We start from the raw sequence: 14455 nt of genomic DNA on the forward strand, positions 1-14455 counted from the left end.
GGACGAACGTGAGGTGGATAGTCGCGCCGTCGCGCGAGACCGACCCGTAGAAGGGCGGGGCTCACCGTGCAGGAAGTCGATCCGGAAGCCGAGGCGATCGAGGTAGAACGCGGGCGCCGCGACATCGGCGGCGAACAGCACCGGGATGGCTACAGCGGACGGCGTCGTCGGCGCCGGACACACCGTCGCTGGAGCAACGCGCGGGAGAACAGGGGATCGACCCGAACCGCGAGCTCGTCCCAGCTGACGCATCCTGCCTCGAGGGCAATGACCTCCTGGGCCTCGACGCGGGTGAACGGCCGGGCGAGCACGTCGAGGTCGTTGAGCTCCGCATATCCCGGCAGGCGGCGGATGCGCCCGCCGACGGGCCGGTTGCCCTCGCGGTGCCAGCGCACCAGCTGCTCGGCCTGCGCCGTGCACCTCTCGAGTGCGGCCATGGTTCCTGCTCCATCGGAGCCGATGACGGTGCAGATGCTCAGCCGGCCGTGGTGGTGATCACGTGGAGCCGGACTCCCGCCGATCGGAGCTCGTCGATGACCTCGAGGTCCACGCCGTCGTCCGTCACCAGATCGTCGATCTCGCCGACCTCGGCGACCTGGGCGAAGGTCGCGCGCCCGATCTTGCTGGAGTCGGCGACGACGATCGTGCGCTCCGCGCTGCGGATCATGGCCGCGTTCGTGCGCGCCTCGACCTCATCGTGCGTGGTGATCCCGCCCTTGAGGCTCACACCGTCGGCACCCAGGACTGCGGTGCCGATGTTGACGGCGCTGAAGGTTTGCTCCGCCAGCCGTCCCACGAGTTCATAGGAGCTGGAGCGGACGATGCCACCGGTCATGATCACGCGCAGGTTGGGCAGCATGGAGATCTCGTTTGCCGTGCTCAGAGAATTCGTGACGATCGTGAGCTGCTGCCTCTCCACGAGGCCATGAGCCACAGCTGCTGCCGTCGTACCGCCGCCGATCGCGATGGCGTAGGGCCCCGGCGGCAGGAGAGCCGCCGCCCGCTGCGCGATGCGCTGCTTGGAGACCTGGGATTTTCCGACCCGCAGATGCACCGGGACCTCCGTCATCGACGGGTTCCCCTGAGCCCCGCCGGAGGTGCGCAGGAGGAGTCCCTGGCGATCCAGGTCGGAGAGGTCTCGTCGCGCCGTCGCCGGCGAGATCAAGAGCTTCTCGACGAGCTCTTGGACCGAGAGCTGTCCGTGCTCGCCGAGGAGCTCGAGAATGCGGAGCATCCGTCGAGAGCGCTTGTCCGAGCCCGAGATCGGCGTCGGGGCTGAGGACTCCGACGAGAGTGAGCGAATCATAGGACGAGCATAGTGCTCATTCTGATCGGTACACGATCATAAAAAATGAGCAGATCGAGCGGAATCGTTGCTCGCGAATGCCAGGCCCGCGCATGCTGTCCACCATGACTCGGATCACGTTCGTCGGCGCAGGAAGCGTCGTCTTCACCCGCCAGCTGCTCGCGGATCTTCTCGGGTATGACGATCTCCCTGCCCTCGAGCTTCGTCTGCTCGATATCGACGAGCGTCGTCTCGATGTCGCCGTCGCCACTGCCAGACAGGTCGCCGACAGGCTGGGTCGGGATCTCGACATCATCGCCACGACCGACCGCCGACGCGCTCTCGCCGATGCCGACTTCGTCGTGAACATGGTGCAGATCGGCGGGATCGACGCCACGCGCAAGGATCTCGAGATCCCCGAACGCTACGGGCTGTATCAGACGATCGGCGACACCACGGGTGTCGGAGGTGTGTTCCGCGGTCTGCGCACCTTCCCCTTCCTCACGGCGCTGACCCGAGACATGCGTGACGTAGCACCCTCTGCGGTCCTGCTCAACTACACCAACCCGATGGCGATGAACATCTGGTGGGTTCATGAGGTCGCCCCTGACATCACCGCGCTGGGCCTGTGCCACAGCGTCTACTGGACGGCTCACGATCTCGCCGACCTCGTCGGTCTCGACGTCGAGCAGACTCAGTACCGTGCTGCGGGGGTCAACCATCAGGCATGGATGCTGCAGTGGACTCACGAGGGCGAGGACCTCTATCCCCGGCTGCGCGAGACGATCCGCAGGGATCGAGAGCTCGAGCGCCGCGTGCGCGTCGAGATCTACCGACGCATCGGCTACTACCCGACGGAGACGAGCGAGCACTCGTCGGAGTATCTTTCCTGGTTCCTCCGGTCGCCCGAGCAGGTCGAGCGCTTCCGGCTGCAGCCGCTGGAGTACATGGGCATCTCCGAGCAGAACGTCGCGGAGTTCGAGGCCGCCGAGCGGGATCTCGCGGAGGGCAGGGAGCTCCATCTCGAGCAGGAGGCGGCCGAGTACGCGCCCCAGGTGATCCATTCGCTCGTCACCGGGACCGAGCGCGAGATCCACGCGAACGTGGTCAACGACGGTCTCATCGACAATCTCCCCCAGGGGTGCGTCGTGGAGGTGCCGACCCGCGTCGGCGCCGACGGGATCCGGCCGCAGCCGATGGGCGCTCTGCCCCTCGCTGCTGCGGCGACCAACCGGCCGTACGTCTCCGTCAACGAGCTCACGATCGCTGCCGCCCGGACCGGTGACCCGCTCCTCGTCCGCCAGGCGGTGCTCATGGACCCGAACGCCTCGTCGACCCTCTCGCCGGCTCAGATCTGGGCCCTGTGCAACGACCTGGTGGATGCCCATGGGGACCTGCTGCCGGAGGCGCTCCGCACGCACATCGACCCCACTGCGCTCTGAGCGGCCCGTACCAGTCCGCGTCACGACGTCCGAAGGAGGATGCCATGAGACCGAGATACGCCGCGCCGGGCGCGCCGTCGCGCCGGCAGCTGCTGCACGCCGTTCCGCTCGCCGTCAGCGGGGCCCTCGGTGCCTCGTCGCTCGCGGCCTGCGCGCCCGAGCCCGTCACGGTTCTGGACACTGAAGCTCCCACCACTGTGACCATGTGGTCCGGGCAGAGCCAGGAGGCTCAGGAGATCCTCGAAGAGCTGGTCGCGGAGTTCGAGGACGCGAACCCCCAGGTGACCTTCGATCTCTCCCCGGGAGCATCCTCGACCGAGGAGCTGCTCCAGAAGCTCGCAGCCTCCTTCGCGAGCAACGACACCCCCGACATCTCGTACGCCTTCGGCTCCTGGGCGAGCCAGCTCGAACGCTCCGGCCGCACTCTGGATCTGCGCCATCACGTGGAGGACCCCGCAGTGAAGTGGAAGCAGTTCACGAAAGCGGCACGGGCGACGGCCCAGCCGACGGGCGCCAGAGTCATCGGCTTCCCGGCGGTCGTCGACAACATCTCGCTCTTCTTCAACACCACGATCTTCGACCGCGTCGGCGTCCCGCACCCGACGCCGGACTGGACCTGGGAGGACTTCCGTGCAGCGGCGAAGCAGCTCACGGACCCTGAGAGCCAGACCTTCGGATACGGGTATTCCGTGTCCGGCAGCGAGGAGACGACGTGGCAGTTCTGGCCGCACCTGTGGCAGAACGGCGGATCCGTGCTCGACGCACAGGGAACTGCGTCGTTCGCATCGGATGCCGGGGTTTCGGCGCTCACCTTCCTCACGGATATGGCGATCACGGACAAGAGCATCTATCTCGACCAGACGGACACCAAGTTCTCCCAACTCTTCGCGAGCGACCGCATCGCGATGATGACGTCCGGACCCTGGCAGCTGTCGGAGCTGAAGACCGCCAAGACGTCGTACGGCGTCGTCCCGCTTCCCGGCACCGAGGGCGACCACCAGACGGTGTCCGGTCCGGACCTGTGGGCGCTCTTCGACAATCAGGACGTGAACCGTGCGTACTGGGCCACGGAGTTCGTGACCTGGCTGACCGCCGTCGAGCAGGATGTCCGGTTCAACGTGGCGATCGGCAACCTTCCCCTGCGCTCCAGCGAGGCGGAGACCGAGGACTTCCGCGCGCAGGTCGAGGAGTTGCCCGGTCTCGATGTCCTGCAGGCCAACTCGAAGAACGCGGTGACGGCACGTCCCACCGTCGCCGGCTACAACGGACTCAGCGAGGCGGTGGGCAATGCCATCGCCCATGTCCTCCAGGGCGATGGAGACCCCCGATCTGCCCTGATGGCAGCCGCTCAGGACGCAGACAAGGCCCTGAGCCGTGCCTGAGGAGGCCACGATGTCCCACACGGCAACACTGCCCGCTCCCGCGGCTGCTCCGCCGGCCCCTGCACCGCAGAGACGGCAGGCGCGCTCCCGCGCTCGTGCTCGAGAATCCCTCGCGGGGTGGGGGTTCGTCGCGCCCGCTCTGCTCGTCGTGCTCGGACTGACGCTCTTCCCCGGGATCTGGGCACTCGTGCTGTCGTTCCAGAAGTGGGACGGGTTCAGTCCCGCGGAGTTCGTCGGGGTGAGGAACTACACCGACATCGTCGTCGATGACTCGGTGCTCGCGGCGGTGCTGCACACGATCATCTACACAGCCGTGTTCGTCCCGGCATCGATCGCTCTCGGCGTGTTCCTCGCGACGGCGCTGAACCGCAGAATCCGCTTCATCGGTCTGTATCGCACGGCGATCTTCGTCCCGTTCGTGGCCTCCCCGGTGGTCACAGGCATCCTCACGACGTATCTGTTCAGCCCCCAGTTCGGCATCGTGAACAACATCCTCAGGAAGCTCCATGTCCCGCCCCAGGGGTGGTTGGAGGACCGTTCGCTCGCGATGGTGGTCGTCATCATCATGTCGCTGTGGGGGCAGGCGGCATTCACGACGGTCATCTACCTCGCTGCGCTCCAGGACGTTCCCGGTGATGTCCTGGAGGCGTCCACGATCGACGGTGCATCGCGCTGGCAGCGCTTCCGTCATGTGGTGTGGCCTCAGCTGCGACCGGTGACTGCCTTCATCGCGGTCTACCAGGCCATACAGGCGATCCAGCTCTTCGACCTCGTCTACGCGACCACTCGGGGAGGTCCCCTCGGGGCGACGGAGACCATCGTCTATTACGTGTGGAAGATCGCCTTCCAGAAGCTCCAGTTCGGGTACGGATCGGCGATCGCGTACGCGCTGTTCTTCGTGACCCTCATCGTGACAGTGATCGTGACCCTCGCCCAGCGCAGGGCCGGAGCGCAGGAGGCTCGATGACCACCCGAACCCACGCACCCGCCGCGAGGACCGGGGATGCTCGACGCCCCTCGTCGCGCCGACGTCTGCCCTTCAGCCCCTGGCACCTTCTGCTCCTGCCCGTGGCGATCGTCTTCCTGGTGCCCTTCCTGGAGATGTTCCTGACCTCGCTGGAACCGGCATCGGAGATCAACAAGTTCCCGCCCACCCTTCTCCCGCGTGAACTCACGCTGAGCGGCTATGGGAAGCTCTTCGCGCAGTCCGACGTCCTGCACTGGCTGGTCAACACGGTGATCGTCTCCGGGGCCGGCATCGTGTCGCACCTGGTGCTCTGCTCGCTGGCCGGCTACGGCTTCGCCCGCCTGCGTTTCCCCGGGAGGAACGTGGGGTTCGTCGCCGTGCTCGCGACGATCATGATCCCGGCGCAGCTGCTGATGATCCCGACGTACGTCATGTTCTCCAAGCTGCATCTGATCAACAATCTCGGTGCGGCGATCGTGCCGTGGCTGGCGTCTGCGTTCGGGATCTTCCTCATGCGGCAGTTCTTCATGTCCCTGCCGCGAGAGGTGGAGGAGGCAGGGATGATCGACGGGTGCAGCCGCCTCCAGGTCTTCTTCCGCATCGTGCTCCCGCTTGCGCGTCCAGCTCTGACGACGCTCGCCATCTTCACGCTGCTCGGTTCCTGGAACGATCTGGTCTGGCCGCTCATCGCCATCAACGACCAGGACTCGTTCACCCTCCAGCTGGGCCTCACCAACTTCCAGGGAACACGTCGCACCGACTGGTCGCTGCTGATGGCGGGGAACGTGATCGCGACCGTCCCGCTCCTGGTCCTCTTCCTCGTCGCTCAGCGACAGTTCGTCGCCACCATGGCATCGGCAGGTCTGAAAGGCTGACGGCTGCGCCCGAGCAGCTCCGACCGCGTCGTCCCTCGAACCCCTGGGAGCACTGATGCACCTCTATCTCGGCATGGACGGCGGCGGGACCAAGACCGCCTTCGTGCTCATCGACGAGCGACGTCGGATGCTTGCGAGCTGCCGGCGTCCCTCGGGGCCGTGGTTCGAGGAGGGGACCGCCGCGGTGCGCGAGAACATCGCTGCGGGCGTCGAGGCCGTGCTGGGGGAGGTCGGAGCAGCACCGGGGGATCTCGACCATGCATTCTTCGGCTTCCCAGGTCACGGGGAGGACTCCGCGCGCTCGGCCGCGCTGGAACAGGCCCCGTTCGAGGTGCTGGGACACCACCGGTACCACTGCGGCAACGACATGCTGTCGGGCTGGGCCGGTGCGCTCGACGGCGCCGACGGGATCAATGTCGTGGCGGGAACGGGGTCGATCGCGTACGGCGAGTACCGCGGGCGCTCGTGCCGGATCGGGGGCTGGAGCGAGGTCATGGGAGACGAGGGATCCGCCTATTGGATCGGTGCCCGCGGCCTGCGTGCCTTCGCGCGCATGGCCGATGGGCGGTGTCCGCGCACCTCCCTGTACATGCGCGTCCGGGATCATCTCGGGGTCATCAGCGACCTCGATGTGATCGGACTGGTGATGACCCGATGGGAGGGCGACAGGGCGCGCATCGCAGCATTGGCGCCGGTGGTCGTGGCCTGTGCGGAGCAGGGGGATCCCGAGGCGTCGCCCATCGTGGAGGACGCGGTGGAGGAGCTCGTCCGGCACGTCAGTGCCGGAGCCGATGCTCTGGAGGTGGACGGGGACGGAGTCATACCCGTGACAGGAACCGGCGGAGTGTTCAGCTCGTCCCATGTCCTGCAGCTGTGGAAACAGTCTCTGGCCTCTGAGCGTCGCGCACGGTGGACCCCCTCTCGACACGGACCGGAGTTCGGCAGTGCGCTGTGCGCACTGCGCGGGGCCTCCGCGGTCTGATCCGGGTCGCCGCGAAGCACCGCACGCGTGCGTTCTCGCACCATCGCCCGCTGGCCTCGAGCGCTGCGATCCCACCGAGTCCTGCATGGATACCTACGGTGAGGTCCCCACCGATGGCCTCGGGATCCTCGACGCCCCGTCGTCCCGCATGAGAGCGCCGGGCCGTCCGGAGACGGAGCTGCTCGGGGAGGTGCCGAATGCCAACGCGCGACGGGGAGTCGAGCTCGGGGGACTGCGGGACGGCCAGGTCCTCCTCGTCGACGGCGGTCTGCCGCGGATCATCTGAGGTCGAAGCGCATACCGAACGATCCGACGAGACGATCGATCTGACGTCTCCACCCCCAGGTGACGTTCCCGCGGGAACGTCACCGCGGCTGCTGGGCCTTCCTTCGCCGCACTCGCGGCAGCATCTGCACGGCGAACGACGCCGCCATGAACCGCGGCGGCGCCTCGCGCGCGAGCACCTGGGTGATCTCGCGGGGGAGCAGCGTCGCGGGACGTCCGTGGCGGCGCCGCTCGCGCGCGGCGGCCATGAGCTCGTCGGCCCCGATCCCGGGGTCGAGGCACGCATCGAGCAGGCGGCGGTCGGCCCGCGAGAGCGGACGCTCGCAGCCGGGCGCGCGGCGCAGCACGTCGGCCGAGATCTCCGCGAGCGCCTCGCGCTCCTCCCGGGTCCAGATCTCGGCGTCCTGGCGGTAGAAGACAGCCCCGAACACGTGGATGCGCAGCAGCTTCGTGCCGATCGCACGGTGCGCGGAGCGGGGGAGCGCGGTGAACCAGTCGGCCTCGAGCAGGTCGGGGAAGAAGCCGAGCTGCTCGCGCATCGGCCGGATCACGTAGGTGACGCGGTCCCCGGCGTCCTCGCCGATCACGTACGGTGGGCCGAAGCGGTCGTAGGCGGTGGGCACGGTCCCCATCAGCCGCGTCACCATGCCCACGTCGCCGCCCACGGTCGCGCCCTCCACGAGGTGCGCGCCGGTGCGCGCGAGCATCGCCCGGCTCATGAGCCCTAGCGGGGCCGAGCGGTAGGCGAGGCGGTCGCGCGCGAGGTCCACGAGGCCCCCTCGCAGCATCCGCACCGCGGGCGTCGGCACCCCGTGGCCGGCGGTGCCGAGGGCCAGCCGGGTGATGACGAACTCGGCGCCCGTGCGCTCCTGCACGGCGAGCCAGGAGGCGACGGCGCCCGGGGCGAGGGTGTCGTCCGAGCCCATGATCGCGACGAAGGGCGCCGTGTCCTCGCCGCTGCCGGCGTCGCGCATCCCGGCGTTGAAGGGACCCGAGGCGGAGCGGAAGGAGTCGCGGTGCTCGAGGATCCGCACGCGGTCGCGGTGCTCGGGGCGGATCGCCCCGCGGATCTCCCCGGCGGGCCGGTTGTGGGCGACGACCAGCACGTTCGCGTGTTCGGCATTGCCCTCGAGGATGGAGGTGACCGCGCGGCCGACGGGGCGCTCGGGCGTGTGGCAGGCGATGACGACGTCGACGGGCTTCATCGCGGCAGCCCCGCCCTCTCGAGCCCGTCGCCCGCATCGCCGGCGGCCTCGTCCAGCAGCCGCGTGTACTGGGCGGCGTAGGCGGCGCCGACGGCCCGGGTCGAGAAGCGCTCGCCGATGGTCGCGGCGATCTCCTCGCTGCCCAGATCCCGGGTGCGGGCGTCGACCTCGAGGATCGCCTCGGCGTAGCGCACGGGGTCCTGGGCGTCGATGAGGGAGCCGACGGAGGGCTCGACGTACTCGCCCTGCCCGCCCGTCGCGCCGAGCACCACGGGGCGGCCGGCGACGATCGCCTCGGCGGCCGAGACGAAGAAGTTGTCGGCCCGCGTCGGCCCGAAGAAGAGGTCCGCGCGGCCCAGCGCCTCGCGCACGCCCTCCCCGCTCGCCGTGCCCGGAAGCGCGATCCGGCCCGCGATGCCGAGCTCGGCCGCGAGGGCGAGCGTCGCCTCGCGCAGCGGGCCCTCCCCGAGCCAGGTGAGGTGGGTGTCGATGCCGCGGCTGGTCAGCTCGGCGACGGTGCGCACCGCGACCAGCGGATCCTTGCGGTCGATGAGCCCGCCCGTGGAGACCAGCCGCAGCATGTCGTCTGCCCGCTCGCGGCGGGGGACCAGAGGGCCGGGATCCACGATGCACGGGACGACGTCGGTGGGACGGTGGCCGCGCACGGCGCGCAGCGGCTCGGCGAGGTACTCGCACACGGCGGTCGCCCGATCGGGCCTCGCGAGCAGACGGGAGAGGGCGGGCAGCGCGATCCGCGCGGGGGCCGGCAGCGTCTCCGGGGTGGTGAGCGCCGACCAGTGCTCGGTGTGCAGCCAGGGCGCGCGGGGCCGGCGCAGGGCGAGCGGCAGCAGGGTCGAGAACGCCATCGAGTGGACCACGTCGGACCCCTCGAGCGCGGGGCCGAGCGCCCGGGCGGCGCGTAGCACCCGGTCGGGGCGGCGCGGATCCATGGGGAGCCGCAGCACGTCCAGGCCCTCGTGGACGAGCCGACGGGTGCCGTCGTCGTCGGCGGGCGGCACCAGGTGCACGAGCCGGACATCGGCGTGCTCGGCGATCGCGAGCGCGTCGCGCACCACGAAGGACCCGCGGGAGGGCGCCTCCTGCGTGGGGAACCAGGTGGTCAGCAGAGTCGCTCTCATGCGTCCTCCCCGGTGAGCACCGGACGGTAGGCCTCCAGCAGGCCCTCGGCCTCGACCTCCCAGGTGAGGTCCGGTGCGGCCTCGCGGGCACGCTCCCGATAGTCCTCGGGGGAGGCCAGGATGCGCTGCAGGGCGGCGGCGAGCTCGACGGGGTCCGAGCCCTCGAAGACCTCCCCGACGCCCAGCTCCTCGACCACGGCCCGCATGTCCGGGAGGTCGGCGGCGGCGATCGGAAGGCCCGCGCGGATCGACTCGAAGAGCTTGTTGGGCAGGGCGAAGCGGTAGGACAGGCACACGGGCTGCACGTGCACCACCGCGACGTCACCATCGGCCAGCGCCGCGGACACCTCCGCGGGGGCGACAGCGCCCACCAGATGCACGCGGTCCTGGACCCCGGCCGCCCGGGCGGCGGCGAGGATCGAGCGCTCGTAGTCTGCCTCCCCGTAGCCGAGCAGCACGAAGTGCACGTGCGCATCCAGATGGGGGAGCGCGGAGATGGTCTCCTCGATGCCTCGCGCGGTGGTGAGCCGGCCGCCGTAGGCGATCACCAGGTCGTCCTCGGCCAGGCCCGCGCGCTCGCGCAGCACGCCCTGCGCCCGCTCGGGCACAGGTCCGGCCGCGGGCACGTTGCGCACCAGCAGCGGGCGCGAGCGCAGGTCATAGGTGCGCTGCAGCCAGTCGGCGATCGAGGGGGAGACCGTGATCACGGCGTCCGCGCGCGGGACTGCGACGTACTCGATGAGCGCCTCGAGCAGCGGGGCGAGCAGACGGCGCTCGCCGACGTTGCGGTGGCGCCAGAGCTCGTGGGAGTCGAAGACGATCCGCACCCGGCGACCCTCGCGGCGGGCGAGCAGCTGCACGGCGAGGGCGGGGACCAGCGTGTTCGTGTCGTTCGCGTGGATCACGTCGGGAGCGAAGGCTCGGGCCGCACGTGCCGAGCGCCACCAGTAGGTGCCCAGCTCGATCGTGCGGTATGCGCGCCGGCCGAGGTCCCCGGCGACGGCCGTGCCCCGACGGCGCAGGCGGGCGGCGGGGCCCGGTGTCGTGGCGGTGCGCGAGTCAGTGCGTGCCGAAGGAGCCCCGGCGGCCGACGGCGGGGCCACCGGTTCACCCGGCGCGGCGTCCCCGCCGCGCCGGGTGAACCGCGTCAGCTGCGGCGCGATCCGCTCGAGGGCGAACTCGGGGACCCGCTCGAGGACGATCCCGCCCGCGAGTTGGGTGAGCCCCGCCGCATGCCCCTTCAGACGGCGCTCGACGGCGATGATCCTCACGTCCAACCCCGCCGCGCGCAGCGTCGCGGACTCCTTGAGGACCCGCGAGTCGTTCGCGGCATCGTTGTGCACGAGGACCGCGACGCGCGGCGCGGGGGCAGGCTCGGGCATGGCGCTCCTGGGACGAATATCGTGGGTCGGGCACACTGTACCTGCGTGATCGTCCCCGAGCCCCCAGGAGAACCAGCCCGATGAAGATCCTGTCCGTGGTGGGCGCGCGCCCGCAGTTCGTGAAGCTCGCGGCGGTCGCCGACGCCGCCGCGCAGCGGGATGACGTCCAGCACGTCATCGTCCACACCGGGCAGCACTACGACGCCGCCATGAGCGACGTCTTCTTCGCCGATCTGCGCATCCCCGCTCCCGACGTGAACCTCGGCGCGGGCTCGGGCAGCCACGGCCGCCAGACGGGCTCGATGCTCGCGGCGATGGACGAGGTGCTCGAGCAGCAGCAGCCGGACTGGGTGCTCGTCTACGGCGACACCAATTCGACGCTCGCGGGCACCCTCGCCGCGGTGAAGATGCATGTGCGGGTCGCCCACCTCGAGGCGGGGCTGCGCTCCTTCAACCGCCGCATGCCCGAGGAGCACAACCGCGTGCTCACCGACCACGCGGCTGATCTGCTGCTGGCTCCCACCGAGGTCGCCCGCGAGCACCTCGAGGCCGAGGGCCTGGCCGCCCGCACGCTCGTGGTCGGCGACGTGATGACCGACGTCTGCCTGCGGGTCGCGGGCGCCGTCGCCGGTCAGGCCCTGCGCCTCCCGGACGGGATCGATCCCGCGGGCGAGTTCGCGGTCGCCACCATCCACCGGGCCGACAACACCGACGACCCGGACCGCCTCGCCGCGATCCTCGCCGCCCTGCAGGATGCACCCCTGCCGATCGCCCTGCTCGCCCACCCCCGCCTGGCCACGAAGGCCCGCGAGGCGGGCCTCGCTCTCGAGGGCGGCAGCGTGCATGTGGGGGAGCCGCTCGCCTACCCGGATCTGATCGCGGCCGTCTCCCGCGCCCGCGCCGTCGTCACCGACTCCGGCGGTCTGCAGAAGGAGGCCTACCTGCTGGGCACACCCTGCGTCACCGTGCGCACCGAGACCGAGTGGGTCGAGACCCTCGAGGACGGGTGGAACCAGCTGGTCCCCGACCCCGCGGGCATCGCGCGGGCCCTGGGCCGTCCCCGCCCCGACTCCGAGCGGCCCGACCACTACGGCGACGGGCACGCCGCCGAGCGCGTCGTCGACGCCCTGCGCGAGCGCACCCGATGAGCCGGGCGCGCGGAAGCATCCCGCCCCGCATCGTCCTGGCGACCCGCGTCTTCACCCCCGAAGCCGTCGCCGCCGCCTTCCGCGAGGAGGCCCTCGTGCGCGCCCTCGAGGAGGCGGGCGCCGAGGTCACCGTGCTCACCACCCGCCCCCCTCGCGGCGTCAACGGGAGGGACCGGGCCCGCCGCGTCTCCCGCTTCCCCGTCAAGCGCGACCACCAGCAGCAGGTGCGCGGCTACCTCTGCTACATGAGCTTCGACGTGCCGCTCGCCCTGCGGCTGCTGCTGCGGCGCCGGCCCGACGTGATCATCGCCGAGCCGCCGCCCACGACCGGCCTGGTCGCGACCGTGCTCGGCGTGCTGCGGCGGGTCCCGACGGTCTTCTACGCGGCCGATGTCTGGTCGGACGCGACCGAGAGCGTCGAGGGCGTCCCCGCCCCGATCCGCGCCGCCGTGCGGCTCATGGAGACCACGACCTGGAAGCGCGCCGCGAAGGTCCTCACGATCTCCCCGGGGGTCGACGACCGGGTCGCCGCCCTCATCGGCCGCCGCCCCTCGCTCACCATGGTCGGCAACGGCATCGACACCGACGTCTTCACCCCCGACGGGCCGCAGCCCGACGAGGAGACCGCGGCCGGGCCGTACTTCGTCTACGGCGGGACGGTCTCCGAGTGGCAGGGGGCCGACGTCTTCGTCGAGGCCTTCGCGCGCGTGAGCGCCGAGCGCCCCGACGCCCGCCTGCTGTTCTTCAGCGAGGGCAGCGGCAAGGAGGCCCTCGCGCAGAAGGTGGCCGACGAGGGCATCGAGGGCATCGAGTTCCGCGGCCGTCTCGCCCCCGCGGACATGTCGCGCGTGCTGCGCGGCGCGGTGGCCGGGCTCAGCTCGATCACGCCGGGGCTGGGCTACGAGTTCGCCCTGCCCACGAAGATCTACGCGGCCACGGCCTCGGGCACGCCCGTGATCCACGCCGGCGAGGGCGCCGCCTTGGAGCGGGTGCGCGATGCGGATCTGGGCTGGGCGAGCGCCTACGATCCCGCCGCCGTCGCCGCCTCGATGCTCGCCGCGCTCGCGGGCGAGGACCGGCCGACGCCGGAGCACCTGCGCTCCTGGACCCTGGAGAACGCCTCCCTGCAGGGCGCCGCCGAGCGCGCCGCCGCAGCCGTCCTCGAGGCGGCGCGCGGATAGAGCCGGCCCGAGAACACCGCCCCGAGAACACCGGCCTCAGAGCACCCGCGTCTAGAACACCAGGCGCACTCCGGGGATCCTCTGCGCGAGCAGGGAGAGGGCGAAGGAGACCGGCACCACGACCGCGTACGCGACCGCCATCTGCCAGAGCTCGTCGCCGTCGCCCATCGGCGGAAGCTGCCGCAGCAGCACCAGGATCGCGAAGTGCGCGAGGAACACACCGAAGGTCGCGTCGCCGAGCGTGCGCAGCACGCGCTGGGCGCGCGGTCCGACTCGCCACCCCAGCGCGAGCGCCGCGACGCCCGCGAACAGGGCGATCGAGTAGATCATCACCAGCGGGGAGGTGTAGCCCGAGCCGAGCACGGCGATCCCCGCCGAGGCCGCAGACCCCGACCCCGCGCCGCCCCGGCCCGCCTCGTACACGGCGGTCAGGGCGATCACGCACGGCAGGCACATCGCGAGCAGCCACACGCCGGTGCGTCGGGACGGCGGGGCGGCGACGGCCGCCCGCCCGATCACGAAGTAGCCGGCGAAGGCGAGGCCGAAGGTCAGGGCGCCCGCCTCGAGCGGCCGGTGCTGGGAGAGGCCGCCGAGGGCCCCGCCCGCCGTCGGCCCGGCGGTGAGGAAGGGGACGGCGAAGGCGAGGGCGGTCCACCCGCACCCGAGAAGGCCCATCCACCACGCCCGTCGCCCCTCGCGGGATGCGTCCTCGTGGAGGAACGCGGCGATCACGGGCGCGAGGGCGTAGAGCCCCAGCACCGCCCACAGGAAGTAGAGGTGGACGGCGGTCTTGGCGGTGATGATCTCGTCGAGGGCGGAGCCGAGCGTGACGTCGGCCCCCGCGAGGGGATCGATGAGCAGCATGTACACGACCGACCACACCACGAGGGCGGGCACCACGCGCACCGCACGGCGCCTCCAGAAGACGCCCGGGCCGCGCCGAAGGGCGGCGGGATGCAGGTTCAGGGCGCCGGTCATCATGAGGAAGACGGGGACGGCGGCGGAGGCCGCCATGTCGAGCGCCGTCACGCCGATGCCGACGGTCCCGGCCTCGACGCCGCCTCCCAGCACGTGCACCAGCACGACGCCGAGGATCGCGGTGATCCTCAGGACGTCGAGGAGGGGCAGGTACACGCGCGCCGGGGCGGGCGGCGCCGGCGAGTGGGCGGAGGAGGTCATGCC

General features: G+C 70.9%; 14 protein-coding genes. 8 read left to right on the plus strand and 6 right to left on the minus strand.

Annotated elements, in window-relative coordinates:
- Nucleotides 1-149 precede the first annotated feature (149 nt).
- The gene (locus Bra3105_RS17290; RefSeq protein WP_228357905.1) at nucleotides 150-437 is read right to left on the minus strand and encodes a hypothetical protein; all 288 of its coding nucleotides are present in this window, start codon (nucleotides 435-437) and stop codon (nucleotides 150-152) included.
- Between the two features lie 38 nt (nucleotides 438-475).
- The gene (locus tag Bra3105_RS17295) at nucleotides 476-1306 is read right to left on the minus strand and encodes a DeoR/GlpR family DNA-binding transcription regulator (RefSeq protein WP_228357906.1); all 831 of its coding nucleotides are present in this window, start codon (nucleotides 1304-1306) and stop codon (nucleotides 476-478) included.
- A 104-nt stretch (nucleotides 1307-1410) separates the two neighbouring features.
- Between Bra3105_RS17295 and melA the strand changes: the two genes are divergently transcribed.
- The 6 genes from melA to Bra3105_RS17325 all read left to right on the plus strand — a co-directional run bounded on the left by melA (nucleotide 1411) and on the right by Bra3105_RS17325 (nucleotide 7219).
- Nucleotides 1411-2727, plus strand: a complete 1317-nt coding sequence (gene melA, locus Bra3105_RS17300) for an alpha-galactosidase (RefSeq protein WP_228357907.1) — start codon at nucleotides 1411-1413, stop codon at nucleotides 2725-2727.
- 44 nt (nucleotides 2728-2771) lie between these two features.
- Entirely contained in the window at nucleotides 2772-4109 is a 1338-nt protein-coding gene (locus Bra3105_RS17305) for an extracellular solute-binding protein (RefSeq protein WP_228357908.1), read from the plus strand.
- A 10-nt stretch (nucleotides 4110-4119) separates the two neighbouring features.
- Entirely contained in the window at nucleotides 4120-5076 is a 957-nt protein-coding gene (locus Bra3105_RS17310; RefSeq protein WP_228357909.1) for a carbohydrate ABC transporter permease, read from the plus strand.
- Nucleotides 5073-5951, plus strand: a complete 879-nt coding sequence (locus tag Bra3105_RS17315; protein WP_228357910.1) for a carbohydrate ABC transporter permease — start codon at nucleotides 5073-5075, stop codon at nucleotides 5949-5951. Before Bra3105_RS17310 ends, Bra3105_RS17315 begins: the two co-directional genes overlap by 4 nt.
- Nucleotides 5952-6006: 55 nt before the next feature.
- Nucleotides 6007-6933, plus strand: coding sequence for an N-acetylglucosamine kinase (locus Bra3105_RS17320; protein WP_228357911.1), 927 nt, complete (start codon nucleotides 6007-6009; stop codon nucleotides 6931-6933).
- Nucleotides 6934-7018: 85 nt separating this feature from the next.
- On the plus strand, nucleotides 7019-7219 hold the full coding sequence (locus Bra3105_RS17325) for a hypothetical protein (RefSeq protein WP_228357912.1): 201 nt from the start codon (nucleotides 7019-7021) through the stop codon (nucleotides 7217-7219).
- 79 nt (nucleotides 7220-7298) lie between these two features.
- Here Bra3105_RS17325 and Bra3105_RS17330 read toward each other — a convergent pair whose 3' ends face one another.
- From Bra3105_RS17330 to Bra3105_RS17340, 3 genes are read right to left on the minus strand one after another with little or no spacing between them, the layout of a single operon-like run.
- Nucleotides 7299-8423 (minus strand): glycosyltransferase family 2 protein, encoded by a 1125-nt coding sequence (locus Bra3105_RS17330; protein WP_228357913.1) that lies wholly within the window; start codon nucleotides 8421-8423, stop codon nucleotides 7299-7301.
- Nucleotides 8420-9562 carry a glycosyltransferase gene (locus Bra3105_RS17335; protein ID WP_228357914.1) on the minus strand — a complete coding sequence of 381 codons (1143 nt, stop codon included), beginning with the start codon at nucleotides 9560-9562 and terminating at the stop codon, nucleotides 8420-8422. Before Bra3105_RS17335 ends, Bra3105_RS17330 begins: the two co-directional genes overlap by 4 nt.
- A complete protein-coding gene (locus tag Bra3105_RS17340; RefSeq protein ID WP_228357915.1) occupies nucleotides 9559-10944 on the minus strand; it encodes a glycosyltransferase in 1386 nt (461 codons plus the stop codon). The genes Bra3105_RS17335 and Bra3105_RS17340 overlap by 4 nt, the downstream gene beginning before the upstream one ends.
- Nucleotides 10945-11024: 80 nt before the next feature.
- On the opposite strand from Bra3105_RS17340, the gene wecB reads away from it, so the two are divergent.
- Nucleotides 11025-12092 (plus strand): non-hydrolyzing UDP-N-acetylglucosamine 2-epimerase, encoded by a 1068-nt coding sequence (gene wecB, locus Bra3105_RS17345; RefSeq protein WP_228357916.1) that lies wholly within the window; start codon nucleotides 11025-11027, stop codon nucleotides 12090-12092.
- Nucleotides 12089-13273, plus strand: a complete 1185-nt coding sequence (locus tag Bra3105_RS17350) for a glycosyltransferase (RefSeq protein ID WP_228357917.1) — start codon at nucleotides 12089-12091, stop codon at nucleotides 13271-13273. Before wecB ends, Bra3105_RS17350 begins: the two co-directional genes overlap by 4 nt.
- A 51-nt stretch (nucleotides 13274-13324) precedes the next feature.
- Here the strand turns inward: Bra3105_RS17350 and Bra3105_RS17355 are convergent, their stop codons facing one another.
- Nucleotides 13325-14452, minus strand: a complete 1128-nt coding sequence (locus tag Bra3105_RS17355) for an acyltransferase (protein WP_228357918.1) — start codon at nucleotides 14450-14452, stop codon at nucleotides 13325-13327.
- Between the last annotated feature and the right edge of the window lie 3 nt (nucleotides 14453-14455).

The sequence above is a fragment of the Brachybacterium halotolerans subsp. kimchii genome, from assembly GCF_020792675.1.
GTDB lineage: Bacteria > Actinomycetota > Actinomycetes > Actinomycetales > Dermabacteraceae > Brachybacterium > Brachybacterium halotolerans.